This is a genomic window from Brevundimonas sp. Leaf280 (assembly GCF_001422455.1).
GTDB lineage: Bacteria > Pseudomonadota > Alphaproteobacteria > Caulobacterales > Caulobacteraceae > Brevundimonas.
In genome coordinates, this window is the sequence record NZ_LMNC01000007.1 from 104,117 (window position 1) to 130,680 (window position 26,564).

Genomic DNA, 26,564 nt, shown 5'->3' on the forward strand with positions numbered 1-26,564 from the left:
CGCCCATAAGCTTCGCCGCACGGTTTCTTTAGGATTGTCGCCTATCGTACACCCAAGGGGAGGCCTCGTGGACCGCATCATCCATTGCATTGCGCACGATCACGACTGGCGGATTACGGTGTTCGCTGCGTTGATCTGCATGGCCGGTCTGGGCGTCTCCACCCACGTCATGCAGCAGATGGGCCGACGCGACCCCAATCGACGCCGCCGCTCGGTCCTGCTGGCCGTCATGATCGGGGCCTTGTCGATCTGGGCGACCCATTTCGTGGCCATGCAGGGGTTCGTGGCTGGCGTGCCGGTGCGTTACAATCCTTTCCTGACGGTCGCCTCCCTGGGGATCGCACTGGCCATGATCGGCCTGACGATTGGCTCGACGTTGATGGGCAAGGGCCGCATGTGGCGCGTGCTTGCCGCGGTGATCGCCGTCGCCGGCGTCGGAGCCATGCATTACCTCGGTATGGCCGCTATCAAGGCGCCCGCGCACATCAGCTGGGATCCCGGCCTAGTCGCCCTGTCCATCATCGCGGCCCTGGCGATCGGCGGTGCGACGGCCTTCTTCTATCGTCGAGGCGGCCTGCTGCGCCTGCTGGCGACGACGACGGGACTCTCCGCGACCGTCATCGTTCTTCATTTCATCGGCATGGCGGCCATCACGGTGACGCCGGACCCAACCGTCGCCGCCGACCAGGGGCTGTCCAGCGAGGCGATGCGATTGCTGCTGGCCGCCATTCTGCTGATGATCTGCACGGCCGCCGGCGTGCTCGGCATGATGGCCTATATTTCGCGCGCCACCGCGCTGCGCCGTATCCGCGAGGCGGTGGACGCCATGCCTGACGGCCTGGGCTTCTATGATTCCAAGGATCGGCTGGTGCTTTGGAATGCCCGCTATGCCGAGGTGAACCCCGAGCTCGAGCCGCATCTGGTCGTCGGCCTGACCTTCCGAGAGGCCTTGCGCATCGGCATCGACGAAGGTCGCTATCAGGAGGCGGCGGGTCGCGAAGAGGAATGGCTGAACGAGCGCATGCAGGCGCGTCGTCAGCTGTCCTCGAACAGCGAGCAGCAGGTCGCCGGCGGGCGTTGGCTGCGTATTCAGGATCGCCGCACATCCGAGGGCGGAACCGTCACGGTCTGCAACGACATCACCGATCTGAAGCGCGACGCCGAGGCCCTGTCCGAAGCGCGTGACGCGGCCGAGGCCGCCAATGTCGCCAAGAGCCAGTTTCTGGCCAACATGAGCCATGAGATCCGCACGCCGTTGAATGGTGTGATCGGCCTGTCCCAGGCCCTGGCCAAGACCGATCTGACGGCTGAACAGCGTGAGATGCTGGATCTGATGCAGGCGTCGGGAAAGACGCTGCAGACCCTGCTGAGCGACATCCTGGATCTGGCTCGCGTCGAATCGGGCAAGCTGGAGCTGACCGAAGACGCCTTCGAACTGGCGACGGTCGTGCGCGAGGCGGCTCAGCTCTACGCCGAGAACGCGCGTGAGAAGCATCTCGACTTCCACGTCGATATCGATCTGGAGGACGACGTCTGGATCCTGGGCGATGCGGTGCGCCTGAAGCAGGTGCTGACCAATCTGATCTCGAACGCCGTCAAGTTCACCAGCAAGGGATTCGTCGGCCTGATCGTGCAGCGTGGCGCGGACCGCGAGGGCTCGCCCGTGCTGCGCTTCACCGTCGAGGACAGCGGCATCGGCTTCGACGCCGCGACGCGGGCGCGCCTGTTCAGCCGGTTCGAACAGGCCGACGGCGGCATCACCCGCAAGTTCGGCGGCTCGGGTCTTGGCCTGTCCATCTGTCGTCAGCTGGCCGAGATGATGGGCGGCGACCTGGGCTGCGAGAGCGAACCCGGCGGCGGCGCGGCCTTCATCCTGACTTTGCCGCTGAGACAGACCCAGGCCCCGTCGCGCAAAGAACCAGCGCCGGCCCAACCCGCCGTCGTGGAGCAGGCGCGGACGATCCGCGTGCTGGTCGCCGACGACCATCCGACCAACCGCCGTGTCATCGAACTGATTCTGGCGCAGACGCCCACGCAGATCGTGATCGCCGAGAACGGCGCCCAAGCGCTGGAAAGTTTCCGGGCCGACACCTTCGACCTGGTGCTGATGGACATGCAGATGCCTATCATGGACGGGCTGACGGCGACTCAGGAGATTCGCCTGCACGAGGCGACGATGGGCCTAGATCGCACGCCGATCGTCATGCTGACCGCCAACGCCATGCCAGAGCACGTCGCCGCCGGACGCGCGGCCGGGGCCGACCACCACCTGGCCAAGCCGTTCAACGCCGCCGAACTGCTGGGCATCGTCGCGGCGCCGACGTCGCTGCTGAAGGATCGCGCGCGGGCGGCGTGAAGCGGAACCTTTGACGGTTGCGCCTTGGACCTGATGCGTGTAATAGCCCGCGCTCTTGAATTCGAGGGTTCATCACCCCCGCCGCGAGAGCCCCGGGTTGGCGCGGCGTTTCCGTTGTTGTTGAGGCGAGCCACATGGCCGAGATCATTCTGAACGTGGACGTCCGCGATGGCGTCGGCACCGGCGGCGCTCGCGCTGCGCGTCGCGCCGGTTTCGTGCCGGGCGTCCTTTACGGCGGCGAGCAAGCCCCCGTCGCCATTTCGGTGAACGAGAAGGACTTCCGCAAGTCGCTCTACACCGGCAAGCTGCTGGGCCATCTGGTGACCCTGAAGTACGGCGACGAGACCCAGCCGGTCATCGCCAAGGACGTGCAGTTCGACCCCGTTTCGGACCGCCCCCTGCACTTCGACCTGATGCGCGTCGATGAGAAGGCTCCGGTCAAGATCGAAGTGCCGGTGCACTTCCTGAACGCCGATGAAGCGCCCTACTCGCGTCAGGGCGGCTCGCTGGAGATCGTCCGTCACGCCGTCGAGATCCTGGTCCGCGCCGACCAGATCCCGGAAGAGCTGGTTGTCGATCTGGCCAAGGCCGAAATCGGCGACACCATCCGCATCTCGGACATCAAGCTGCCCAAGGGCGCGGAAGCCACCATCACCGACCGCGACTTCGTGATCGCCACGGTCAAGATCTCGTCGGCCGCCCTGTCAGAAGCTGCTGACGAAGCCGCCGAGGCCGAGGCCGCCCCGGCCGAGAAGACCGAAGACTGATCCTTCGTCGCTTCGACAAGATCACGCCCCGCCCGGTTCGCCGTGCGGGGCTTTTCTTTGCCTGACGCAAACGGCAAGAGGACGCCATGATCATCATCGCGGGGCTCGGCAATCCGGGCGGGAAATACGAAAAGAACCGGCACAACATCGGCTTCATGGCCGCCGACGAGATCGCGCGCCGGTGGCAGTTCGGTCCCGAGCGCGCAAAGTTCCAGTCGATCGTCAGCGAGGGTCTGGTCGACGGGACCAAGGTCCTTCTGATGAAGCCCCAGACCTATATGAATGAAAGCGGTCGGGCGGTCGGCGAGGCGGCGCGATTCTACAAGATCAAGCCGAGCGAAATCATCGTCTTCCACGACGAGATCGACCTGGCCCCCGGGCGGTTCCGCATGAAGACCGGCGGCGGCGCGGCCGGCCAGAACGGCATCCGCTCCCTGATCAGTCATCTGGGCGCCGACTTCCGACGTGCGCGCATGGGCATCGGCCATCCCGGCGAAAAGGAACTGGTCATGCCCCATGTTCTGGGCGACTTCCACAAGGCGGAACAGCCTTGGTTGGACGCCATGCTTCAGGCCTGCGCCGACGCCCTGCCGTTCGCGATCGCCGGCGACGACGAACGCTATCAGGGCGAGGTCATGCGCCTAGCCCCCGCGCCCAAGTTCAGCCCCCGCCAGGCCGCGCGCGGCGAGCTTTAGGACAAACCGCCGCCTATCGCGCCGTCGCAAAACGCCGTAGAGGCCAGACGTGACCCGCGCCCAGGCCGACAATTGGTCGATCTCGCAATCGCTCGCCTTCCTGGCGGCGGTGTTCGCGCTCGTGCTCGGAACCCTGCTGCCGTTCGCGGCTCTCGCGGCGGTCCAGCCGGGTCATCCGCTGGTCATCTGTTCGGCGGAAGGCCCCCAGACGATCCAGTCCGGCGGCATGGACGGCCCGGTCAACAAGCACGTCGGGGCCAAATGCGCCGCCTGCGTCATGCCGTTGGCCGCCGCCCTGCCCTGCCCGCCTGCGCCCCAGCCGGCGCCGGTGGTCCGCACTGTCGAGCGCGTCGTCTATATCGCCGCCAGCGTCAGCCCGCCGCCGCCGGCGCGCGCGCCGCCGCGTCCGCCGTCCACCGCCCCACCCCAAGCCTGAACCAGACCCAAGCCCGCGCCGGCCCCAGCGCCCGCGCGCCGTCTCGTTCTGATTTCAGGTTCAATCCATGTCCTTCAAGACTACCGCAGCGCCCTGCGCGCTGCTGCTCGCCGCCCTCTCCAACGCCGGTTGGACGAGCCCCGTCCTGGCCCAGCAGACGCCCGAACCGGCTTTGCTGGACAGCGTCATCGTCACCGGCCGCCGCAACGCCGAGGATCCGCCCATCGTCGCAGACGCGCGACAGCGGCTGTCACGCACGCCGGGCGCCGTTGCTGTCATTTCAGCCGAATCCTATGCCGACCGGTATGCGACCAATCTCGCCGACGTGCTGCGCGATGCGCCTGGCGTCTATGCCCAAAAGAAGTGGGGCGGCGACATTCGCCTGTCGATTCGCGGATCGGGCATAGGCAATGCCGTCCACAACCGAGGCGTTCTGCTGGCTCAGGACGGCGTGCCGTTCAACGAGGCCGATGGGTTCGGTGACTTCCAGCTTATCGACCCGCTGATCGCCCGCTACACCGAGGTCTACAAGGGCGGGAATGCGCTGCGGTTCGGCGGAGCCCTGCTGGGCGGAGCGGTCAATCTGGTTACGCCGACGGGGCGCATGGCCTCGTCCAACCTGAACCTGCGCCTGGACGGCGGCTCTTACGGAACCGTGCGCGCCCATGCCGAGGTCGCGGGCGTTCGCGGCGACTGGGACGGTTTCGCCGCCGTCACGGGTCAGAGCGTCGATGGCTGGCGCCAACAGAGCGAAGGCAAGGCGCTGAACCTGTCGGGCAACATCGGGCGCAGCTTTGGGCAGGATCGCGAAGTTCGCCTGTTGGCCTCGTGGGGCGACATCCATCAGGAAATTCCGGGCAGCGTCAGTCTGTCCGACGCCCTGACAAATCCCGAGGCGGCCAATCCTGCCAATATCGCCCTCAACTATCAGCGCAATATGCGCTCGCTTCGCACCACTTTGCAGACCCGCTGGAGGCTGGACGACGCAACGGTGTTCGAGGGCGCTCTCTATGGAACCTGGAAGGATCTGGACCATCCTATCTTCCAGGTCATCGACCAACAGAGCCGCAACTACGGCGCCTTCGGCCGGTTCGATTGGCAGGGCCGGATCGGCGGGCTGCGCGCCGACGCCTTCTATGGCGCCTGGTATCGACAGGGTGATCTGGACGCCAAACAGTGGGTCAATGTCGGCGGACAGCAGAACGGTTTACGCGCCCGCAGCTTCCAGAACGGCAAGGGGCTGGATGTCTTCGGCGAGGGGCGGCTGTTCGTGACCGATCGCCTGGCGCTGGTGGCCGGTGGAACCTGGGGGCGCGCCGAGCGGGACTATCAGAGCTATCTCGTCCCCAACGTCGTCGGCACGATCGATCTGACCACCGACAAGATCTTCGACTGGTTCGCGCCTCGCGCCGGCCTGTTGTGGGAGAGCGAGGACGGCGCCCAGGTCTTCGCCAACGTCACCCGCTCGATCGAGCCGCCCAACTTCTCGGCCTTGTCGCCAACCGCCGGCGGCTATCAGCCCCTCGTTCCGCAAGAGGCCGTGACCTGGGAAGTCGGCACGCGGGGTCGGCGGGGACCGCTGACGTGGGACGTGACCGCCTATCGCGCCGATCTGAAACACGAACTGCTGAACTTTGCTGTAAATGCCGCCCTTGGCATACCGGCCGCGAACTTCAACGCGGGACCGACCATCCACCAGGGGATCGAGGCAGGGCTGGATTGGCGGATCGCGCCGGAGTGGCGGCTGCGCCAGACCTACGCCTTCTCCGACTTCTATTTCGACGGGGACAAGGTCTATGGCGACAGCCATCTGCCGGTCGTGCCGCCGCATCTGTATCGCGCAGAGCTTCGCTACGACGATCCGGCTGGCTGGTTCATCGCGCCCAGCGTGGAATGGTCGATCAAAAACGCCTGGGTCGACTACGCCAACACTCTGAAGTCGCCGTCCTACGCCGTCGCGAACCTGAATATGGGCTGGACCGTCAATCGCCGACTGACGGTGTTCGCCGATGTACGCAACCTGTTCGACGAAGCCTATGTGTCGAATTTCGGCGCGGTCACGGACGCCCGGGTGGCTACCGTGTCCAAGGCCGTCTTCTTCCCCGGCGACGGACGTTCGGCCTATGTCGGCGTCAGGATGAGCTACTGATGGCGCGCAATCTCGACAAGACGACGCCGGACGATCTGTCCGGCGCCTATCGCTCGGTCTGGCGCTGGCACTTCTATGCCGGCGTCTTCGTCATGCCGGTGCTGATGCTGCTGGCCCTGACGGGGGGACTCTATCTGTTTAAGGACGAAATCGACGGCTTTCTGTATCGCGACATGATCCGTGTGCCGGCCGTTAAGACCCAAGCGGCGCCGGATGCGTGGGTGGCTTCGGCCGCCCAAGCCGCAGGCGGGGGGCGCGTCGCCAATCTGGTCATGCCCGCGCGTGACGATCAGGCGATCCGGATCAGGGTCGATCGGCCCGATGGGGTGCAGAAGACGGTCTTCGTCGATCCGCACACCGGCCGGGCTACCGGCGTCATTCCGGCCGGCGGGTTCATGGAGCTGGTCAAGAAGACGCACAGCTTGACCCTGCTGGGGCGGCCGTTCAACATCATGGTCGAGATCGTCGCCGGCTGGACGATCATCCTGTTCGCCACAGGGCTTTATCTGTGGTGGCCGCGCGCGCGGGGCGTCGCGACCTTTGCACCGCAGACGACAGACAGCCGCCGACGACCGTTCTGGCGCGACTTGCATGGGCTAACGGGCTTCTATGTCGGCGGAGTGGTGCTGTTTCTGGCCGTGACCGGCATGCCGTGGTCCGCGGTTTGGGGCGACAAGGTCATGGGCGCGGTCAAGGAGACGGGGCTGGGGCGGCCGCCCGCACCCGTCGCCGGCGCCTGGCAGAAGGCGCAGCACCACGATGCGCCGGTCGGGGCCGGCTGGACCATGGAGGGCATGGTGATGACCCACGACCACGCCGGCCATGGCGGCCTGGCGCAGGTTCTGCGGGTCGCGGATCAGGCCAGCCTGGCGCGCCCCTACACGGTGAACATCCCCAAGGCCGATGACACCGCCTATACGCTGACGACCCAGGCGACACGGGTTCAGGACAGCCGGTCGCTCTACGTCGATGCGGCCTCCGGGCGGCTGCTGGGCGACATTGGCTATGACCAGTTCGGCGTCGGCGCCAAGGCCATCGAGTTCGGCATCTATACGCACCAGGGCACGCAGTTCGGACAGGCGAACCGCATCGTCATGCTGCTGGGCTGCATCGGCGTGTGGCTGTTGGCGATCAGCGGCCTGGTCATGTGGTGGAAGCGCCGCCCGCCCAATCTGTCGCGCCGACGCCTGGGCGCCCCGCCCGCCCCGCCGGGACCGCGAGCGCGCGCCGCTGTGCTCGGCATCGTCCTGCCCCTCGCCATCCTCTATCCCCTGACGGGACTGAGCCTGATCGCGGCCGTATTGCTCGACCGAGCCCTGCGTCCGATGATCCGGCGCCGTCCCGCCGCCTCGTGAAAGACCCGACGCCATGAAGACCAAACTCGCCCTTGCCGCCGCCGCCCTGTCGCTGGCGGCCTGCAATCCGTCCGAGCCGGCCAAGGCGCCCGCCGCTCAGACGCCGACCGCGACCGACGCCGTGACCGCAACCGACGCCTGGTGCCGCCCGTCGCCGAATGGGGCCAAGGCCGGCGGCTGCTACGTCACCCTGACCGCCGCGAGCGACGACCGGCTGATGGGCGGATCGACGCCGCGCGCCGCATCGCTTCAGGTCCACGAGATGAAGACCGAGAACGGCATGATGAAGATGGCCGAGCTGACGGCGGGCCTGCCCCTGCCCGCCGGTCAGGCCGTGGCCTTGGCGCCGGGCGGCAACCATCTGATGCTGATCGGGCTGACCGCGCCTATGGTTGCCGGCGAGACTGTGCCGCTGACTTTCCAGTTCGCGTCGGCGCCGGCGATCACGGTTCAGGCGCAGGTTCGCCAACCGGCCATGGAAGGCATGGATCACGCCGCCCACTGACCTCAGTTGAAGCGCGAGCCTGACAAACGGCTCTGAACCCGCTAAAGGCTCGCGCCTCACGAGGAATACCATGGCTCTTAAAGTCGCGATCGTCGGCCTGCCCAACGTCGGCAAGTCCACCCTGTTCAACGCCCTGACCAAGACGGCGGCGGCCCAGGCGGCCAACTATCCGTTCTGCACCATCGAGCCGAACACCGGCGATGTGGCGGTGCCCGAGGCGCGTCTGAACGCCCTGGCCGAGATCGCCGGTTCGAAAGAGATCATCCCGGCCCGCATCACCTTCGTCGACGTCGCCGGTCTGGTGCGCGGCGCGTCCAAGGGCGAAGGCCTGGGCAACCAGTTCCTGGCCAACATCCGCGACTGCGACGCCGTGGCCTTCGTCGCCCGCTGCTTCGTCGATGACGACATCACCCACGTTGAGGACCGCATCGATCCGATCGCCGATCTGGAGATCATCGAGACCGAGCTTATGCTGGCCGACATGGAAAGCCTGGAGCGTCGCCGGCCGCAGCTCGAGAAGCGCGCCAAGGGCGGCGACAAGGAATCCGTCCTGACGCTGAAGCTGGTCGATCTGGCCTTGGCCCAGCTGAACGCCGGCAAGCCCGCGCGCACCGCCGAGGTGTCCAAGGAGGACATCAAGGCCTGGCACATGTTGCAACTGTTGACGGCGCTGCCTGCCCTCTATGTCTCGAACGTCGAGGAAGGCTCGGCCGACAAGGGCAACGACCTGTCCGACAAGGTCGCGGCTCGCGCTGCCGCCGACAACGCTAACTCGGTCGTCATCTCGGCCCAGATCGAGTCCGAGATCGCCGTGCTGGACGACGAGGAACAGAAGGAGTTCCTGGAGACCCTGGGTCTGGAAGAGCCTGGCCTGAACCGTCTGATCCGCGAGGCCTATAAGCTGCTCGGCCTGCAGACCTATTTCACGGTCGGGCCCAAGGAAGCCCGCGCCTGGACCATCAATGTCGGCGACACCGCGCCCCAGGCGGCCGGCGTGATCCACACCGACTTCGAAAAGGGCTTCATCCGCGCCGAGACCATCGCTTTCGACGACTTTGTCGCTCTGCGCGGAGAAGCCAAGGCCCGCGAGGCCGGCAAGCTGCGCGCTGAAGGCAAGTCCTATGTCGTCAAGGACGGCGACGTGATGAACTTCCTGTTCAACTAGGCGGCGCGGCGGACGGGGTTTCGGCCCCGTCCTTCTTCATCATCTTTTCCAGCGGATTGGCGGGATCGGGCGCGCGCGGCGAACCGGGGCAGCGCGCCAGTTTCACCGTCTTCATGTCCTGATCGACATAGGTCAGGTTCATCACGTCGCCGCTCGTGCCCATGTGCACCCGCTCGGTCTGAGGCCGGCCCGCACATCGCAGCACTGCGACATAGCCGGAACCCGTCTCGTCGATGCTGGCGATGTCGCAGTTACGGCCATAGGCGTCGAAGCGCAGCGGCGTCAGGGTGATCGGGCTGCGTTCGCCCTGGGGCCGGGCGCACCATTGCGGGTTCGCCGCCCAAACGCCCACGAAACTGCGCGGCCCCCGCCCGGCCAGAGACGACGGGCCCGGCGGTTCGACCGGCTGCATGGCCTCGGGCGTGCGCAGGGGCGCCGCCGGTTCGTTCGGCGGATTGACCTCGTGATCGCCGCAGGCGGCCAGAAGGGCGATCGCACCCGCCATCGGGATCAAGGCTGTTTTCATCCCGCCACAACGCCACGGCCAAGGTTCGGGTTCAATCCGACTAACCGCGCCAGTGGCTGAGATCGGGTTCAGCTCAGAACCACCCGGCCGTCGATCATGCGGAAGGCCACGCCGGTGCGCTGGAACAGGCGGGCGATGACGGCGGACGGATAGGGCGCGCCCTGATCCAGCAGCCGCTCGACATCGCCGCGCAGCGACGGGTCGCGCGATGTCCGAGTCAGGGCCGTCAGCCATTCCTCGCGGCTGAGCACACTATCCGGCTGGCGCAGCAGAGGTCTGAGATAGTCGAACCAGTCGCCGCCGGTCCGCAGGCGTTGCGCGCCCTCCGCGGCCAGGGCGAAGACAGCCCCGCAGGCGTAATAGGCGCGGTGTTCGCCCCGGGCGCCGGCCTGGGCGACCGGCTGGCGAGCCAGGTTGACGCAGTCGTCCACCTCGGACTGAAGCTCGGCCCGGTCGTCATAGTTTGCATCAAGGGCCTTCAGGGCGCGCACGGCCATCAGGTCGGCCCCGCCCTCGGTGATCCAGGCCTCGTCGGCGAAGGCGTAGCGCACCGTCTGCCCCAGCCAGAAATGCGCCCCCTCATGGCCGATGAACCAGCGCGAACGCTCCACGATTTCCGGCTGGGGCGAGGTCACGCCCCTGCCCTCGAACGACATGACGATCAGGCCCGGCAGGACGCTGCCGCCCATGCTGGTCATGCTTTCGGTCGGCCCGTTCCAGGCCACCATGACGATGGGCGTATCGCCGCCAGAGCCCGGCGCGCCGAGGCGATCGCGATAATAGTGACCGACACGCGGCGCAAAGCCGCGGATCTCCTCGCCGATCCACGGCGGCAGATTGGGGTCCATGACGGTCGACAGGCCGTCCCCCGGCGTCACCGTCGCCTCGCCCAGCAGGACATAGCTGCGCTCGTCCGTCGTGGTCAGTTCGTCACGGCGGCGGCCGTTGAACAAGACGGGTCCATTCTCATCGCGCCACGTCACACGCGAGGGACCGCCATCCAGCCGGATCCGGTTCAGGTCGTCCGGCACCTGTTCAGCCGCCTTGGCCGACGGCAAAGCGAAGACATCCAGTTGTCGCGTCGGCAGCGCCACCGCGCCGTTGGAGAACAGCAGGGTCGGATATTCGGCCTCAAGATCCACCGCCTGCGGTCGAACGCGGAAGCGGACCTCGCGCGGCACGGGACCGCCGTCCGTGCTGCGGATGATGTCGTAATGGCCGCGTCGCTCCATGACGACGCCGGGCGTCTCGACCGTCCATTGGCGCGGTCGCCAGGGCTGGCGCGAATCCTGTTCCAGCGCCGAATCCTGGAAGGCCCAGACCGGCACGTCGCGCCCGAAGCGATAGTCGATGTTCAGTTGATCGCCGTCGCGCGTCACCGTCACCTGGGGTCCGCCTTCCTCCTGAAAGGTCGTCGGCGCCGACATGGGCCCGGCGGCGCAGGCGCCGCTCATAAGGGCGAGGGCCAGCATGGCGGACGAGGCGAAGGCGTGGACGCGCAAGGGCGATCTCCTGAAGGGCGCTCGGCGCGAAGCCTAGCGGTCGTCAACGCGCCGCGTCAGCTTACGGTTTCGTCAGGCTGGGGCCCGTTCCAAGGCACGGCCCGCCGCCGCCAGTTCGCCGGCCATCACGGCCTTTAGCCGCTCCGGCGCCAGGATCTGCACCTGTTCGCCCCAAGTGAACAGATGCCAGGCCAGCTCGCGCATGCCCGAGGCGCGGAACCGCACGATCACGCCGCCGTCCGGCTGATCCTCGAACGATTGGGTGGGGTGCCAGCGCCAGCTCTTGGCCTCGGCCGCGCCCTCGGGCGTAATGCGCAGCACGACGTCCTCGATCTCGTCCTGATAGATGCCGAAGGACTGGCTGGCGAAGACGCCGAGGTCGAAATCGGCGGGCGGCACGGCCATCCCCTCCTGCGGGGCGACGTGGCTCATTCGGTCCAGGCGGAAGGTCTGGATGCGGCCGGTCTCGCGATCGGCGGCGACCAGATAGTTGGCCCGGCCGAACATGACGCCGCACGGCGCCACGCTGCGCCGACGCGGCTCGGCGCCCGGACGGGAATAGGTGAAGCCCAAGGGCTGCTGCGCCAGCACCGCCGCGCGAATGGCGGTCAGCATCGCCTCGTCGGCGGAGGGGCGCGGCCCGGCCTGGACCGCAATGGTCTCGGCCCGGACCAGGGCCTCCAGATCCGGCGCCATCCGATTCAGCGTGGTCGAACGCATCGCCGCCTTCAGCTTGCGCTCCAGCCCCTCCAGCGCCATGGCGCGCGCCGGTTCGCCGGCGGCGCGCAGGGCGGTCGCGGCCTTGGACAGTTCCAGCATTTCGGTCGCCGTCGGCGCCTGTTCGAAGGCCGACAGCCCCCCCCGGATGCGCCAGCGCTTGGACGGCGGATCCGAGAGCTCGTCCACCTGGGGGAACAGCATCAGAACCGCATCACGCATCCGTTCAGCGGTGCGGCGGCCGACGCGCATATCGCGCGCGATCTCATCCAGGCTCAGCCCTTCGGCGCTGGCGGCCATGCGGCGCGCCAAATCGATCACCATCGCCGCCTTGTCGTGTCTCAATGCCTTCGCCGATCCTTACGTCCGTTTCTGACGCAACACTGCTTCATAACGACATCATCGACAAGAGGCCCCCGCTTCAGGAGATCATCAGATGGCGCGTTTCCAACCCACCCAGACCGTCAACGCCAGCCGCTATATCATCGTGCCGTGCGAGGCCGATGGGTCGTCCGACCTCGCCGTGATCTGGGACCGTCTGGAGGAACAGGTGGTCGACGTCATCTCGGCCGCCGCCAGCAGCCGCTATTCGGACGAGGACATGCTGTGGGACGAAGGCCGCGCCGGCGACATGGCCCCCGAATGGCGGATGGCCGCCTGACCTCAGGCCGCCTTGGGCTTGGTCCAGCGGTCGATCATGCGCTGGGCCGGTTGCTCGACCAGTCGGTGAGCCGCCACGGCGACCGCGACGATGAAGCCGAACATGGCGACGGCGAACAGGTCGTTCAGCCAGACAGAGCCGAAGTCGATGCGACGAACGGGGACCCGGTCCAGCTTCTTGGCCACGATCATCATCACGGTCAGGATGAACATATGGACCATGTAGATGGCGAACGACCAGCGCCCCAGGGTGACCAGAGCCGGGTGGTCCAGCACGCGTGACAGCGCCCCCTCCTCGCCGGCGAAGACCCAGATCAGCGCCACGAAGATCAAGGTGACGGCCACGGTGATCGGCCCCTGAGCATAGCCGATGAAGACGCAGGCGGCGACGATGGCCGCGATCTCCAACAGCGTCGCGGCGCCGCCCTTGAGCCGCGGAATGCGGGTCCAGAGCCCCTGCAGCAGGCAGCCCAGGAAGAAGCCATAGACCGCGCGCGGCACGGCGAAGTCATAGGTCGTATTCATCCAGCGCCGCGCGTAGCTGAGCACCAGCACGCCGCCGATGATCGCCAGCACCAGCCCGATCCAGCGGAAACGCTTTGGCGCAATCAGCACCAGGCCCGCGAAGATCAGATAGCAGGCCCATTCGGCGCTGAGCGTCCACGATGGCCCGTTCCACGTCAGATAGGGATGCACATGCCAGGCCTGGATCAGCGCCAGATTGGTGAAGATCGCCTCGATCGACCGATCCCGCGTGAACGGCGGCGCACTGTCGAAATGGAAGACAAGCCGCGCCAGCTCCAGCCCGATGAAGGCCGCCAGCATCAGGAGGTGCAGCGGCCAGATCCGCCCGAAGCGCCGCACCATGAATCGCCCGGCGTCGCGTCCTGACTGCAGTCGGTTCGCATAGGCATGGGCAATGACGAAGCCCGACAGGACGAAGAAATAGTCGACGAACAGATAGGAATGCTGGATGAAACCCCAGTCGCGCCAATGACTTGCGACCGGCATGTGGAACATCACCACAAGGATGGCGCACACACCCCGCAGGGAGTCCAAAGCCTCAAAACGGCGATGGGCGGCAGGAAGAGGTTCGGACAATGTGTTCACGGACGCGTGATAGCGCCGGTCAAGGTTGCGCGATAGGGGTCTGACGAGACTTCAGTCCGCCCCGGCTTTGAGCGCACGAACAGCGCGACCGCAAAGGTCGCGCAGAACCGCCTGATCGACATCTTCCAAACGCGAAATATAGAGGCAGCCAACGCCGGTTTTCACCTCGCCCAAGCGGGCGATAAGCTCGGCACGTTCAGGGAAATCCCCAGCGACATAAAGCACCAGATTGGCTTTTCGCGGCGAGAAGCTGATCAGCGGCCAGCCGCCCTTGGGGCCGCCGTCATTGCCGAACCCGATGATGGACGATCCCCAGAGCACGGCCGGTTCACCGGTGATCTCCGACATCAGCGCGGCGACGGCATGAGCGTCAGACCGTCGGCGTGGATCGTCGATCGCAGACAAGAAGTCATCGACAGAGGCGTCTGTGGGGCCGGTCTTGGGCGTGCTGGCCATGGCTCAAAGCCGCTTCACGATCCCTTCGACCATCTTCTTGGCGTCGGCGAACAGCATCATAGTGTTATCGCGGAAGAAGAGTTCGTTCTCGACCCCGGCATAGCCCGAGCCCATGCCGCGCTTGATGAACAGCACCGTGCCGGCCTTTTCCACGTCCAGGATCGGCATGCCGTAGATGGCGCTGGTCGGGTCGGTCTTGGCCGCCGGGTTGGTCACGTCATTGGCGCCGATGACGAAGGCGACGTCGGCGGTGGCGAACTCGGCGTTGATGTCCTCCAGCTCGAACACCTCGTCATAGGGGACGTTGGCCTCGGCCAGCAGGACGTTCATATGGCCCGGCATCCGACCGGCGACGGGGTGGATGGCGTATTTCACCTCCACGCCTTCCTCCTTCAACTTGTCGGCCATTTCACGCAGCGCATGCTGGGCCTGGGCCACCGCCATGCCGTAGCCGGGCACGATGATGACCTTGGACGCATTCTTCATGATGAAGGCGGCGTCCTCGGCCGAGCCCTGTTTAACCGGCCGCGTCTCCTTGGCGCCGGCGGGACCGGCCGCCGCATCGCCGCCGCCGAAGCCGCCCAGGATGACGCTGATGAAGCTGCGGTTCATACCCTTGCACATGATGTAGCTGAGGATCGCGCCCGACGATCCGACCAGAGCGCCGGTGATGATCAGAGCGATGTTCTCCAACGTGAAGCCCAGCGCCGCCGCCGCCCAGCCGGAATAGGAGTTCAGCATCGACACGACGACCGGCATGTCGGCCCCGCCGATGGGGATGATCAGGGTCGCGCCCAAAACGAGCGCGATCAGGAAGACGCCCCAGAAGGCCCAGGTCGCCGCGCCATTCGTGCCGATCAGGATGCCGATCAGGAAGACCAGACCCAGCGCCAGGCCGACATTGATCAGATGCCGCGCCGGCAGGATGATCGGCGCGCCGCTCATGTTGCCATTCAGCTTGGCGAAGGCGATGACCGAGCCGGTGAAGGTGATAGCCCCGATGGCGACGCCCAGGCTGAGTTCGATGATCGACAGCGTCTTGATGCCGTTTCCGTCATCCGACAGGATTCCAAAGGCCTCGGGCGCATAGATGGCGCCGATGGCGACCAGGCAAGCGGCCATGCCGACCAGACTGTGGAAGGCCGCGACCAGCTGCGGCATGTCGGTCATGGCCACGCGCTTGGCGATCAGGGCGCCCGCCCCGCCCCCGACGATGACGCCGCCCGCGATCAGGGCCAGGGTCACGGTGTCCAGCGCGCCAGTGGTGCCCAGCGTCAGCAGGGTCACGCCGATGGCCAGCGCCATGCCGACCATGCCGAAGGTGTTGCCCTGACGGCTGGTCTCGGGGCTAGACAGCCCCCGCAGCGAAAGGATGAACAGGACGCCTGAAACCAGATAGGCCAGTGCGGCCAAAGATGCGTTCATCACGCCCCTCCCCTCAAGACGTGCGGGCCAGCCGCCACAGGGCGGCGGCGATGAACAGCGGGCCGATGAAGAACAGGGCCCATTCGAAGACGCCCAACGGCCGGTCCTGCGTCACCACGCGAACCAGAATGGCCGAAAAGACCAGGGCGATGCCGCAGTCGTGCAGCCGCTGGCGCTTGATCGGCGTCTTGGCCCCGAACCAGCCGTACAGCCACAGGCCGAAGCCGATGCCGGTCGCGACCCAGGATCCAGTGATAGCGATCTGTGCGGCGTCCGTCACGAAGACGCCTCGGGAGCGGCCTTAGCAGCGGGCCGCTCCTTCTTCTTGTACATGGCCAGCATCCGCCGCGTGACCATGAAGCCGCCGAAGATGTTGACGCTGGCCAAGGTGACGGCGAGCACGCCCGCGCCCTTGGCGATCCAGGCGCTGGGGCCGCTCGCGTCACCGGACACGGCCGCCGCCGCGATCAGGCCGCCGACGATGATGACGCTGGAAATGGCGTTTGTCACGGCCATCAGTGGCGTGTGCAGGGCCGGCGTCACGCTCCAGACCACATAATAGCCGACGAAGATCGCCAGTACGAAGATGGCCAGGCGGAAGACGGTGGGATCGACGTGTTCCATGTCAGGTTTTCTGCTCCAATCGAGCATCGATGCTGATGAGAAGTCGAAGGACTCCCCCGTTGATGACGCTGCCGAAAAAGATCGGCCCGACTTTGGTAAGCGCCCTGCCGAATGCTGCGCCGGACTGGTCCTGCACGAATGCAAACATCAGCAGAAACAGGCAGAAGACAGCTCCGCCGAAAATCACGATCAAGGAAAAAATCGACAGAGCATTACGAAGGCCAGACCCGATCATCCCCGCAACCCCTCATGCACCACGGCTCCGCCGTCTGTGACCACCGCCGCCTTCAGAATCTCGTCTTCGAAGTCCACCGACAGGCCGCCGTCCTTGATCAACAGACCCACAAACGCGGTCAGGTTGCGGGCGTAGAGGGCGCTGGCGTCTGCGGCGATGCGGCCGGGCAGATTGGCCCAGCCGACGATGGTGACGCCGTTCGCGGTGGTCACGACCTCGTTGAGCTTGGAGCCCTCGACATTGCCGCCCGCCTCGACTGCCAGATCGATGATGACCGAGCCGGGCTTCATTGAGGCGACATGGGCGGCGGTCAGCAGCACCGGCGCGGCGCGGCCGGGGATCAGGGCCGTGGTGATAACGATGTCCTGCTTAAGCACATGGGTCGCGGTCAGTTCGGCCTGTTTGGCCTGATATTCGGCCGACATGGGTTTGGCATAGCCGCCGGCGGTCTGGGCGTCCTTGAACTCCTCGTCCTCGACGGCCAGGAACTTGGCGCCCAGGCTTTCGACCTGTTCCTTGGTCGCGGGGCGGACGTCGGTGGCGGTGACGACGGCGCCCAGACGACGCGCGGTGGCGATGGCCTGAAGCCCGGCGACGCCCACCCCCATGATGAAGACCTTTGCGGCGGCGACCGTGCCGGCCGCCGTCATCATCATCGGGAAGCCCTTGCCATAGGCATAGGCCGCCTCGATCACCGCGCGGTATCCGGCCAGGTTCGCCTGGGACGACAGGACGTCCATGACCTGGGCGCGGGTGATGCGGGGCACGAACTCCATGGCGAAGGCGGTGGCGTTGGCCCCGGCCAGGGCGTCTACGGTCGCCTTGTCGCGCCAAGCGTCCAGCATGGCGATGACGATGGCGCCGGGTTTCAGCGCGCTGGTTTCCTGAGCCGTGGGGCCGCGCACCTTCAACACGATGTCGGCGCCGTCCAGCGCGGCGCGGGTGTCCGGCTTCACCACGGCACCTGCGGCGGCATAGTCGGCGTCGGGAATGGAGGAGCCAAGACCGGTCCCGGCCTCGACCGTGACGGTCGCCCCAAGGGCGATCAGCTTCTTGACCGTCTCGGGCGTGACGGCGCAGCGCGTCTCGCCTTCGCGACGTTCACGGGTGACGGCGATAGCGACGGCCAAGCGAATCCCCTCGTTCTTTTCGTTGAACGAAGGTTAGGCCGTTCCGGCGCAAGCCGTCAAAGCACTGTTATGCCGAAGCTTGGCGAGGGCGCGTTATTTCAGACCGCCCGAGGGCGATCCCATGCAAGGCTCAGTGCGCGGCGCCGGGCTTGGACTTCAGCGCCACGAAGCCGACGCCGCCCAGAACGACCGCGCCGATGACGGCGGCCATGAAGCTGCCGCCTGGGTGGAACCACAGGGTCAGGAACAGCAGCAGCACGGCGATGGCCAGGCTGCCCCACTTGGCCAGGTCCAGGAACAGGCGGTAGGTCGAAACCTGTTCGCGCACTTCCATATGGCCGTGCAGATAGGCTTGCGCATCGGCGTCGGCAGGTGCGTTGGCGGTGTCGTGCAGGTCGGCCATTCGTGGAATCCCCTCGTCGTTATCGCGGACTTACACCGAGGCGACGGCCCCGCTCAAGCCCGCAGTCATGCCCTGGTCAGGCCAGCGCCTCGAACTGATCGACCAGACGCTCCAGCCTCTGACAGCCCACGCTCCAGAAGGCCGGGTCGCGCGGGTCCAGACCGAACGGCTTCAACGCCTCGACATAGGTCCGCGATCCGCCGCCGGCCAACAGCTCGCGATATAGCGGCGTGAACCCAGCCGGGTCATTGCGTCGCGCCTCCATCAACGCCGCAACCAGCAGGTCCCCGAACGCATAGGCGTAGACGTAAAACGGCGAGTGGACGAAGTGGCTGACATAGGCCCACCAGTGTTCATAGCCGGGGTTCAGCTTGACCGACGGCCCCAACGAGGCGCCCATTTCCTCCAGCCACAGCTGGTTGATCCGCTGCTGCGACACCTCGCCCTGCAGCCGCTCGTCGTGGAAGCGGGTTTCGAACCGGTGGAAGGCGATCTGGCGCACGACGGTGTTCAGCCCGTCCTCGATCCGACCGGCCAGCAGGCCGCGCTGCTCGGACTTCGGCGCGGTCGCCAATAGACGATCAAAAGTCAGCCCCTCGGCGAAGATCGACGCCGTCTCGGCCAGGGTCAGGGGCGTATCGGCCAGAAGCGTGCCCTGATCGGCCGCCAGGGTCTGGTGGACGCCATGACCCAGTTCGTGCGCCAGGGTCAGCACGTCGCGCCGCTCGCCCATCCAGTTCAGGAAGACATAGGGATGGCGGTCGGCGGTGACGGGGTGGGCGTAGGCGCCCGACTGCTTGCCCGGCCGCGCCCGGCCGTCGATCCACGGCTTGTCGAAGAAGCCGCCGGCCCGGTCGGCGAAGTCGCCGCCCAGGTCCGAGAAACTGTCCAGCACGATCTCGCGCCCCTGGGTCCAGGTGAAGGCGCGCGGGGCGGTCGTTTCGATAGGCGCGTTGCGGTCCCAGTGGTCCAGGCGCGCCTTGCCCATCGCCTTGGCCTTCAGCGCATAATAGCGGTGCGACAGGCGCGGATAGGCGGCGGCGACCGCCTCGGCCATCGCATCCACGGCCTCGCCATCCACCTCGTTGCCCAGGTGACGGCTATCGGCGGGACGTTTGAAACCGCGCCAGCGATCCTCCATCGCCTTGTCGGCGGCGACGGTGTTCAGCACCAGGGCGAGCGTCGGGGCGCGGGCGGCCAGCGCCTCAGACAGACCCTCGGCGGCGGCCTTGCGGCGTGCGGGCTTGGCGTCCGACAGGCGGTTCAGCGCCTCGGCCAGCGTCAGTTCCTCGTGGCCCGCCTTTGCACGCAGGGCGGCCAGTTGCTCATCAAACAGGCGCGGCCATTGGGCCGTGATCGGGCCGCGCTCGGCGATGAAGGTCTCCAGTTCGGCCGAAAGCTCATGCGGCTTCATCGCCCGCACGCGCCGCAGCCAAGGCCGCCAGCGCGCCGCGCCCGCGTGGGCGGTGAGCGCCGCTTCCAGCGCCGCATCGTCGATCTGATTGATCTCCAGCGTCAGCCAGACGGTCGGGGTGGCGATGGCGGTGATCTTCTCGCGCACATCGGCCTCGAATCCTTGCGCCGTCGCATCATCACGCGCAGTCGAGGCGGACAGAAAGGCGTAGGCGCCCAGCGCACCCAGCACATCGGACGCCTGCTCATAAAACTGGATCGCGCGGTCCAGCGCCTCGCCCAGCGCCTGCGCGCCCTGATCCGCCGCCAGCCGCCCCTTCAGCCCGTTCAGCGCCTCGACAAGACCGCGCGCCTTTTCAAGATCGGCGGCGACCTTGGCGTCGTCGCGCGACGCATAGAGGTCGGTCAGGTCCCATAGCGGGGCTTCAGTGTTGGGCGTCTTGAAGGGAGCGTTCATGCCCCTGTTCTGGGGATGCGCGGCGACGGCCGCAACCGTCCCTTGCGCTTTCTCGGCGTCACGGCCCGTGCAATCCTGCCTTTCGGAGACGCGTGAATGACCGAAACCCTGCAACATGACACCGGCCGGACGGGCCTTGGCGGGGCCTCGGCCCTGTTTGCGATTCGCCTGGCGACAGGTCTGGTTCAGGGGCTGGCCCTCTATCTGCTGTATCTGGCGGCCGACAGCCGCGTCTGGCCCGAAACCCAGCCGGTGGTGTTCGGCGCCCTGGCCCTGGCGGCCGGCTATGTGCCGGTGGTGGTTCTCGCCGGCGTCGGTCGGGTCAAGCCGCTGGCCCTGATCCTGTGGGCGGCGGCCGCAGCCGGCGTGCTGGCTCTGTTGGGCGCCCACGATGTCGCTCGCCAGGTGCTGAAGCCGCAAGAGGAGCCGCCTTTCCTGAGTTTCCCCGTGCTGGCCTTCGGCGCGGCGGCCCTGTTCATCGCCCACCACCTGATCGTGCCTGCGATCCGCGAACGACGCTGGATCGTCGACTATCCCGACTATTTCGACATCGCCTGGAAGGCGGGGGTCCAACTGGCCCTGTCGCTGGGCTTCACCGGCGCCTTCTGGATCCTGCTGCATCTGGGCGCGGCCCTGTTCAAGATGATCGGCCTCGGCTTTCTGCAGCACCTGCTGAGCGAGGCGTGGTTCGCCATTCCGGTCACAGCCCTGGTCTTCGCCACCGCTGTCCAGCTGACCGATGTGCGCGACGGCCTGATCCGGGGCGTGCGGACCGTGGCGTTGATGCTGCTGTCCTGGCTGCTCCTGGTGATCACGGTCCTGGTCGGCGGCTTCCTTCTCGCCCTGCCCTTCACCGGATTGGACGGCCTGTGGGAGACGCGCAGCGCGACGGCGCTGGTGCTGTCGGCCGCCGCCGCCCTGATCGTGCTGATCAACACGGCCTATCAGGATGGGCGCGCCGACAATCTGCCGCCGGTCGCTCTGCGATACGGCGCGCGGGCGGCGTCGGTCCTGATCGCGCCGTTGATCGTTCTGGCCGCCTGGGGCCTAGGCTTGCGGATTGGCCAGCATGGGTTGACGCCCGATCGGATCATCGCCGTCGCCTGCACGCTGATCGGCTTGGTCTATGGCGCGGGCTATCTGCTGGCGGCCGTGAAACCGGGAGGCTGGATGAAGCCGCTGGAGCGGACCAACGTCGTCGCGGCGGTTCTGTCGGTTCTGGTCATCCTGGCCCTGTTCAGCCCTTTGGCCGATCCGGCGCGGCTGGCCGTGCGGGATCAAGTGGCTCGACTGGAACGGGGCGCCGTGTCCGCTGAAGCGTTCGACTACGACTTCCTGCGGTTCGAGAGCGGCAAGGCCGGCGAGGCCGCGCTCCGTCGTCTGGCCGCATCCACAAACCCTCGCATCGCGCGAAACGCCCGCGCCGCCCAGGCCCGCCCCTGGCCATCCGGCGATACGGCGCAAGGACGGCAAGAGCGCAAGGCCGCCATCCGCCTGAAGGCCGCCGATGGCCAATCCGTGCCCGCCAGCTTCGTCGATCAGTTGGACGCGCAGGTCGACGTGCTGTTCAGTTGCAATGCGGAAACGCCCTGCGTCGTGCGATCGACGGACCTGAATGGCGACGCACGAACCGATCTGCTGGTCGCCACGGCTCGCGAAATCGTCGCCTTCGATCAGGACAGCCAGGGCCAGTGGCGCGTGACGGGCCGATATGGCTTCACCTGCGGGCGCAATGCTGAGCGGATGAACGAGGGCCTGTCGAAGGGCGTCGCGACGGCGCCGGCCGCCCTTCCCGACCTGGTTGTCGACGGCCAGAGATTGCGCGCCAGCCCCGAGGTGCGATGCGACGCGACAGAGCTGCGTTAACGGGACGCTCACCACGCCGTGTCACCCGATTTTCACCTCGCCACCCTAGGAATCGTCCCGAAACGATCCATCCGTGACGGGTTGGGCGACAGGACAAGGGATTTTCATGGCCAAGACCATCCTGGTCGTTGACGACGATCCGACCCAGCGCCGGTTGATCCAGGCCGTGCTGGAGCGGGACGGCAACGCCGTGGTCCATGCCGCCAGCGGCGGCGAGGCCATCGACCGGATGACGCGCGGCGGCGGGGCCGACCTGATCCTGCTGGACATGGTCATGCCCGAGATGTCGGGGCTGGAATGCCTGGCCGAACTGCGCAGCGCCGGGATCAATGAGCCGGTCATCGTCCTGACGGCCAACGGCGGCATCGACATGGTGGTCAAGGCCATGCAGGCCGGGGCCCAAGACTTCTTCGTCAAGCCCGTTGGACCGGAACGGCTTCTGGTCGGCGTGCGCAACGCCATGCAGATGAAGCGCCTGACCGCCGAGGTCGGGCGCCTGACCAAGCGCGTCCAGGGCCGCACCAGCTTCGACGATATCGTGGGCGACAGCCCGCCGATGCGCATGGTCAAGGCGCTGGGCGCCCGGGCCGCCAAATCCTCCATTCCCGTCCTGATCACCGGCGAGAGCGGCGTCGGCAAGGAGGTCATCGCCCGCGCCCTGCACGGCGCCAGCGACCGGGCCGGCAAGCCCTTCGTAGCCGTCAACTGCGGCGCCCTGCCCGCCAATCTGATCGAATCCATCCTGTTTGGACACGAGAAGGGCGCCTTCACCGGCGCCGTGGACAAGACGCTGGGCAAGTTCCGCGAGGCGGACGGCGGCACCCTGTTCCTGGACGAGATCGGCGAACTGCCGCTGGACATGCAGGTCAAGCTGCTGCGCGCGCTGCAAGAAGGCGAGATCGATCCCGTCGGCGGCAAACGCCCGGTGAAGATCGACGTGCGCATCGTCTCGGCGACCAATCGCGACCCGGCCCAGCAGGTCAAGGACGGCGCCTTCCGCGAGGACCTGTTCTATCGTCTGAACGTCTTCCCGATCGAGGCCCCGTCCTTGCGCGACCGGCGCGAGGACATCGCGCCCCTGGTCGATCACTTCATCGCCAGGTTCAACGCCGAGGAAGGCAAGCGGATCGCCGGATGCGCGCCCGAAACCCTGGCCCTTCTGCAAGGGTTCGATTGGCCCGGAAACGTGCGACAGCTGGAAAATGCGGTGTTCCGCGCCATCGTTCTAGCCGACGCGCCCTTCCTTCAGCCGCACGATTTCCCGGCCATCTCCGGCGTCGCCGCGCCAATGCCCGATGCCCAACCCCTGCAAGCCGCCACAGCCGCCGGCACCCAGACCGACGCCGCCGCGCAGGTCGATCAGCCGATCCGGATCTTGGACGAGCGCGGCCATCTGCGCACGCTCGAGGACATCGAACGCGACCTGATCCAGCACGCCATCGAGGTCTATGCCGGCCATATGAGCGAGATCGCGCGCCGCCTCGGCATCGGCCGTTCGACCCTGTATCGCAAGGTCCGGGAACAGGGGCTGGAAGGTCAGTTGAAGGAAGCGGGCTGAGACCTACCCTCTCCTCCTCACATCGTGGGGAGGTGGCGCGGCGCTCCTTAGCGCCGTGACGGAGGGGCTCTTCACCGCATCATAGCGTCTTTGGAGATTCGCGAGCCCCTCCACCGCTGCGCGGTCCCCCTCCCCACAAGTGGGGAGGAGAAGATCACTCCGGCTTCTTTCGAGCCCAACGCCGTTTCGGCTCTTCGCCATTGGCCTTGGCGGTGATCTCTTTCAGCTTGCGGCCCTGCATCGCCGACAGGGCTTGCCCCGGGGCGCCCTTTTCGGGGTCGGCGAAGGCGCGGCCGTGGGTCTTCACGCGCTCGCTGACAGAATCGATGAACTCGCCCTCCCATTCGGACAGGGAAACGCCCGCCTTGTCCGCCGCGCGGCGAGCGCGTTTCAAGGCATTCAACGCAGCGCGTTTAGCCGCCTCGCGCTGCATCTCGAAGGGGCTGGGCAGCGGCTTCTTGTTGGCGCCATCGCCCTTCGGGCCGCCTGATCGCGACAGACTGCCTCCTGGCTTGAAGGGGGTGCGCTTCAAGCCGGGTCAGCCTCAGATCTCGCCGAGCGCCGAGAGGTAGAGGTCCAGGATGGCGTCCTCTTCCTGACGCTTGGCCTTGTCCTGCTTTCTAATGCGAATGACCTTGCGCAGGATCTTGACGTCGTAGCCCTCGCCCTTGGCCTCGGCGAAGACCTCCTTCATGTCGGTCATGACGGCCTGCTTGTCCTCTTCGAGACGCTCAAGGCGCTCGATGATGGTGCGAAGGCGGCCCTGCGCCGTGGCGGTGAGAACGTCGGAACCACCGTCGAACGAGGCGTCGTCAGCCATGGGAATACTCCAGAAATCAGGCGCGGACGCTAACCATGCGGACAGGCGCGCGACAACCGCCAACACGAAAAAGGCCGCGGACAGAAATCCGCAGCCTGTGGATCGTCAACTTTCAAGCGCGCTATCGCCCTTCGGGCTGCTTGAGCGCGACCCAGCGTGCGCACGCCGCCGAAGCGGCGCGCAGCGAACGCTGCTTAGCCCTGCTTCGCCTTGAAGCGCGGGTCGGTCTTGTTGATGACGAAGACGACGCCCTTGCGACGCACGACCTTGCAGTCGCGGTGGCGGGTCTTCAGCGACTTGAGCGAGCTACGGACCTTCATGGTCGGACGTCCTGAAAGAAACCAATAAGAAAGCCGCTGACCCGGTCGGATCGCGGCGGAGGCGGTCGTATAGAGAGAGGGCTTGCGAAGGTCAACCCGCCAAGGGGCAAAACCGCAGAAAACCCAGGCCCCGCCTGCCTGGCGACGCATTTTCTTACACGTGCTCAAGTAGCCTGAAGGGCGATAGCACCTCAAAAAAGCTGGAGGCCTGACCTCCGAGTCGAACGGAGGGTTTACGGGGTTGCACGCCCGCCGCGTCGCCGCTCCGCCATCAGGCCGTCAGAGCTGGTGCGTCATTACGACACACACGTATAAGGCGTCCAATACAAAGGTGGTTAACGGCGTGCCTTACACCCGACCGGGGAACAGTGAGGCAACGCATTCGCGCCGCGCGCGCTTTAGGGCGTCGAAATGACCGTTCGCGCGGATGTCATTTCGTGTCTGACCCCGGGGGCTTTAGTTTGAATCTCATGCGCTTTTCCTACCGCCTTCTCCTGATCGGCTGCGTCTCGGCCTGCGCGCCCATGCTGCCCGAGCCCCAGGTGAACCTGCCGACGCCCCAGCCTCAGCCGCAGGCGGGCTCCCCTGTCACGACGCCGGCCCCCGCCCCCCAGACGCCGCCGTTGGCCGCCTATGACCAGCAGGGTTTCGAGGGCTGGAAACAGGGATTTCTGGCGCGCAAGGGCGGCGCCCGCCGCGCGGACTACGCCCGGGAACTGGAGGGTCTGACGCCCGATCCAACGGTGATCCGCCTGGATCGCAACCAGCCTGAATTCTCCAAACCCGCCGGCGCCTATGTTCAGAATGCAGTGACCCCGGTGCGAATCGCCCAGGCCAAACAGCGCATCGACCGGGTGCCGTGGTCGGTGGTTCAACGATTCGGCGTGCCCAGCGAAATCCTGGTCGGCGTCTGGGCCCAGGAGAGCGCTTTCGGTCAGGTGCAGGGCGACTATGACGTGATCCGCTCGCTGGCGACCCTGGCCTATGACGGTCGCAGACGCGATTGGGCCGAGGGCCAGCTGAAGGACGCGCTGGACATCGTCGTGGACGGCCGGCGCGAGCGCGCGGGCCTGAAGGGCAGCTGGGCCGGGGCCATGGGCCAGACCCAGTTCATGCCCGACAACTATCTGCGCCTGGGCGTGGACCAGGACGGCGACGGCAAGGTCGATATCTGGCGCGACGACGCCGACGCCCTGGCGTCCGCTGCCAACCTGCTGGCCCAGGCCGGGTGGAAGCGCGGTCAGGGCTGGGGCTATGAAGTCACCCTGCCCTCCGGCTTCGACTATGCCGAGGCGGAAGGCCCGAAGCACAACTGGGCCTATTGGGCGGCCAAGGGCGTGCGCCTGGCGCAAGGCGGCACACCGAACGGGGCCGAGGCCCTGGAAGAGGCGACCATCCTGCTGCCCCAGGGGGCGAACGGTCCGGCCTTCCTGGCCCTGCCGAACCACTATGTGATCCGCCGCTACAACAACTCGGTGTCCTACGCCCTGGCCATCGGCCTGACGGCGGACGGGATCATGGGCAAGCCGGGGCTGACAAAGACCTGGCCCAACGATCCGTCGATGACGCGCGATCAGCGTATCGGGGCGCAGCGCGCCCTGACCCAACTGGGTTACGACACCCAGGGCGTCGACGGCGTGATCGGCTCCAACACCCGCGCGGCCCTGCGTCGCTGGCAAATCGCCAACAACCGGATCGCCGACGGCTATCTGACGCCGGCGCTGGCGGACGAACTGATCCGCCGGACGAACTGAGGCTGTAAATTCGGGCATGGTTCGACGCTCCTGCCTTTCACGGGCGGAGGGGATGGAGGGCTGGGCGGAGCGCCGGGCCTTCGCCCGGAGTGTGATTAGAGATTACCGTTTCGACGAAGGGTATGACGCTCCGCGCGGGGGGTTGGCCTGCAAGCTCGGG

Annotated in this window: 27 protein-coding genes; 12 read left to right on the top strand and 15 right to left on the bottom strand. The window is 66.7% G+C overall.

The genetic code is table 11. The features are described 5' to 3' along the window. Positions 1 to 67 precede the first annotated feature (67 nt). The 8 genes from ASF31_RS12895 (at position 68) to ychF (ending at position 9,428) form a co-directional block, all read left to right on the top strand. Complete coding sequence (locus ASF31_RS12895) at positions 68 to 2,356, top strand: ATP-binding protein (protein WP_082465144.1); 2,289 nt, start codon at positions 68 to 70, stop codon at positions 2,354 to 2,356. A gap of 134 nt (positions 2,357 to 2,490) precedes the next feature. After that, positions 2,491 to 3,123 (top strand): 50S ribosomal protein L25/general stress protein Ctc, encoded by a 633-nt coding sequence (locus tag ASF31_RS12900; protein ID WP_055755012.1) that lies wholly within the window; start codon positions 2,491 to 2,493, stop codon positions 3,121 to 3,123. A gap of 86 nt (positions 3,124 to 3,209) precedes the next feature. Then, entirely contained in the window at positions 3,210 to 3,818 is a 609-nt protein-coding gene (gene pth, locus ASF31_RS12905) for an aminoacyl-tRNA hydrolase (RefSeq protein WP_055755013.1), read from the top strand. Between the two features lie 49 nt (positions 3,819 to 3,867). Next, positions 3,868 to 4,254 carry a hypothetical protein gene (locus tag ASF31_RS12910; protein WP_055755014.1) on the top strand — a complete coding sequence of 129 codons (387 nt, stop codon included), beginning with the start codon at positions 3,868 to 3,870 and terminating at the stop codon, positions 4,252 to 4,254. Between the two features lie 67 nt (positions 4,255 to 4,321). Next, positions 4,322 to 6,403: a TonB-dependent receptor domain-containing protein gene (locus ASF31_RS12915; protein ID WP_055755015.1), complete on the top strand. Its 2,082-nt coding sequence runs from the start codon at positions 4,322 to 4,324 to the stop codon at positions 6,401 to 6,403. Then, positions 6,403 to 7,758 (top strand): PepSY domain-containing protein, encoded by a 1,356-nt coding sequence (locus ASF31_RS12920; RefSeq protein ID WP_055755016.1) that lies wholly within the window; start codon positions 6,403 to 6,405, stop codon positions 7,756 to 7,758. The genes ASF31_RS12915 and ASF31_RS12920 overlap by 1 nt, the downstream gene beginning before the upstream one ends. A gap of 13 nt (positions 7,759 to 7,771) precedes the next feature. After that, positions 7,772 to 8,263 carry a copper chaperone PCu(A)C gene (locus tag ASF31_RS12925; protein WP_055755017.1) on the top strand — a complete coding sequence of 164 codons (492 nt, stop codon included), beginning with the start codon at positions 7,772 to 7,774 and terminating at the stop codon, positions 8,261 to 8,263. A gap of 70 nt (positions 8,264 to 8,333) precedes the next feature. After that, entirely contained in the window at positions 8,334 to 9,428 is a 1,095-nt protein-coding gene (gene ychF / locus ASF31_RS12930) for a redox-regulated ATPase YchF (RefSeq protein ID WP_055755018.1), read from the top strand. Here ychF and ASF31_RS12935 read toward each other — a convergent pair. From ASF31_RS12935 to ASF31_RS12945, 3 genes are all read right to left on the bottom strand, one after another. Beyond that, a complete protein-coding gene (locus tag ASF31_RS12935; protein ID WP_156356055.1) occupies positions 9,421 to 9,954 on the bottom strand; it encodes a hypothetical protein in 534 nt (177 codons plus the stop codon). The two genes, ychF and ASF31_RS12935, sit on opposite strands and share 8 nt — an antisense overlap. 68 nt (positions 9,955 to 10,022) lie before the next feature. Beyond that, entirely contained in the window at positions 10,023 to 11,456 is a 1,434-nt protein-coding gene (locus tag ASF31_RS12940; protein ID WP_200918641.1) for a hypothetical protein, read from the bottom strand. Positions 11,457 to 11,528: 72 nt separating this feature from the next. Next, positions 11,529 to 12,518 (bottom strand): YafY family protein, encoded by a 990-nt coding sequence (locus ASF31_RS12945; protein ID WP_055755020.1) that lies wholly within the window; start codon positions 12,516 to 12,518, stop codon positions 11,529 to 11,531. Between the two features lie 91 nt (positions 12,519 to 12,609). Here ASF31_RS12945 and ASF31_RS12950 point away from each other — a divergent pair, with 91 nt between their 5' ends. After that, positions 12,610 to 12,834, top strand: a complete 225-nt coding sequence (locus tag ASF31_RS12950) for a hypothetical protein (protein WP_055755021.1) — start codon at positions 12,610 to 12,612, stop codon at positions 12,832 to 12,834. 2 nt (positions 12,835 to 12,836) lie between these two features. Here ASF31_RS12950 and ASF31_RS12955 read toward each other — a convergent pair whose 3' ends face one another. From ASF31_RS12955 to ASF31_RS12995, 9 genes are all read right to left on the bottom strand, one after another. Then, entirely contained in the window at positions 12,837 to 13,943 is a 1,107-nt protein-coding gene (locus ASF31_RS12955) for an acyltransferase (protein WP_055755022.1), read from the bottom strand. Between the two features lie 51 nt (positions 13,944 to 13,994). Beyond that, positions 13,995 to 14,348, bottom strand: coding sequence for a DUF1801 domain-containing protein (locus tag ASF31_RS12960; RefSeq protein ID WP_235551337.1), 354 nt, complete (start codon positions 14,346 to 14,348; stop codon positions 13,995 to 13,997). Positions 14,349 to 14,402: 54 nt separating this feature from the next. Then, on the bottom strand, positions 14,403 to 15,824 hold the full coding sequence (locus tag ASF31_RS12965; protein WP_055755024.1) for an NAD(P)(+) transhydrogenase (Re/Si-specific) subunit beta: 1,422 nt from the start codon (positions 15,822 to 15,824) through the stop codon (positions 14,403 to 14,405). 13 nt (positions 15,825 to 15,837) lie between these two features. After that, positions 15,838 to 16,104 carry a hypothetical protein gene (locus ASF31_RS12970; RefSeq protein ID WP_055755025.1) on the bottom strand — a complete coding sequence of 89 codons (267 nt, stop codon included), beginning with the start codon at positions 16,102 to 16,104 and terminating at the stop codon, positions 15,838 to 15,840. Next, entirely contained in the window at positions 16,101 to 16,448 is a 348-nt protein-coding gene (locus tag ASF31_RS12975; protein WP_055755026.1) for an NAD(P) transhydrogenase subunit alpha, read from the bottom strand. The genes ASF31_RS12970 and ASF31_RS12975 overlap by 4 nt, the downstream gene beginning before the upstream one ends. 1 nt (position 16,449) lies before the next feature. Further along, complete coding sequence (locus ASF31_RS12980; RefSeq protein ID WP_055755027.1) at positions 16,450 to 16,683, bottom strand: hypothetical protein; 234 nt, start codon at positions 16,681 to 16,683, stop codon at positions 16,450 to 16,452. Next, complete coding sequence (locus ASF31_RS12985; RefSeq protein ID WP_055755028.1) at positions 16,680 to 17,813, bottom strand: Re/Si-specific NAD(P)(+) transhydrogenase subunit alpha; 1,134 nt, start codon at positions 17,811 to 17,813, stop codon at positions 16,680 to 16,682. The genes ASF31_RS12980 and ASF31_RS12985 overlap by 4 nt, the downstream gene beginning before the upstream one ends. A 130-nt stretch (positions 17,814 to 17,943) precedes the next feature. After that, the gene (locus ASF31_RS12990; protein WP_055755029.1) at positions 17,944 to 18,216 is read right to left on the bottom strand and encodes an aa3-type cytochrome c oxidase subunit IV; all 273 of its coding nucleotides are present in this window, start codon (positions 18,214 to 18,216) and stop codon (positions 17,944 to 17,946) included. Positions 18,217 to 18,292: 76 nt separating this feature from the next. Then, entirely contained in the window at positions 18,293 to 20,086 is a 1,794-nt protein-coding gene (locus ASF31_RS12995) for a M3 family oligoendopeptidase (protein ID WP_055755030.1), read from the bottom strand. Positions 20,087 to 20,182: 96 nt separating this feature from the next. Between ASF31_RS12995 and ASF31_RS13000 the strand changes: the two genes are divergently transcribed. Next, a complete protein-coding gene (locus tag ASF31_RS13000) occupies positions 20,183 to 21,952 on the top strand; it encodes a DUF4153 domain-containing protein (RefSeq protein WP_055755031.1) in 1,770 nt (589 codons plus the stop codon). A 106-nt stretch (positions 21,953 to 22,058) separates the two neighbouring features. Then, on the top strand, positions 22,059 to 23,510 hold the full coding sequence (locus ASF31_RS13005; protein ID WP_055755032.1) for a sigma-54 dependent transcriptional regulator: 1,452 nt from the start codon (positions 22,059 to 22,061) through the stop codon (positions 23,508 to 23,510). A 154-nt stretch (positions 23,511 to 23,664) separates the two neighbouring features. Here the strand turns inward: ASF31_RS13005 and ASF31_RS13010 are convergent, their stop codons facing one another. From ASF31_RS13010 to ykgO, 3 genes are all read right to left on the bottom strand, one after another. Further along, positions 23,665 to 24,042, bottom strand: coding sequence for a hypothetical protein (locus ASF31_RS13010; protein WP_055755033.1), 378 nt, complete (start codon positions 24,040 to 24,042; stop codon positions 23,665 to 23,667). A 12-nt stretch (positions 24,043 to 24,054) separates the two neighbouring features. Then, on the bottom strand, positions 24,055 to 24,330 hold the full coding sequence (locus ASF31_RS13015) for a DUF2312 domain-containing protein (protein WP_017505946.1): 276 nt from the start codon (positions 24,328 to 24,330) through the stop codon (positions 24,055 to 24,057). A gap of 194 nt (positions 24,331 to 24,524) precedes the next feature. Beyond that, complete coding sequence (gene ykgO / locus ASF31_RS13020) at positions 24,525 to 24,650, bottom strand: type B 50S ribosomal protein L36 (RefSeq protein ID WP_008263184.1); 126 nt, start codon at positions 24,648 to 24,650, stop codon at positions 24,525 to 24,527. A 470-nt stretch (positions 24,651 to 25,120) separates the two neighbouring features. Here ykgO and ASF31_RS13025 point away from each other — a divergent pair, with 470 nt between their 5' ends. Beyond that, complete coding sequence (locus ASF31_RS13025; RefSeq protein ID WP_055755034.1) at positions 25,121 to 26,404, top strand: lytic murein transglycosylase; 1,284 nt, start codon at positions 25,121 to 25,123, stop codon at positions 26,402 to 26,404. Positions 26,405 to 26,564: the final 160 nt, after the last annotated feature.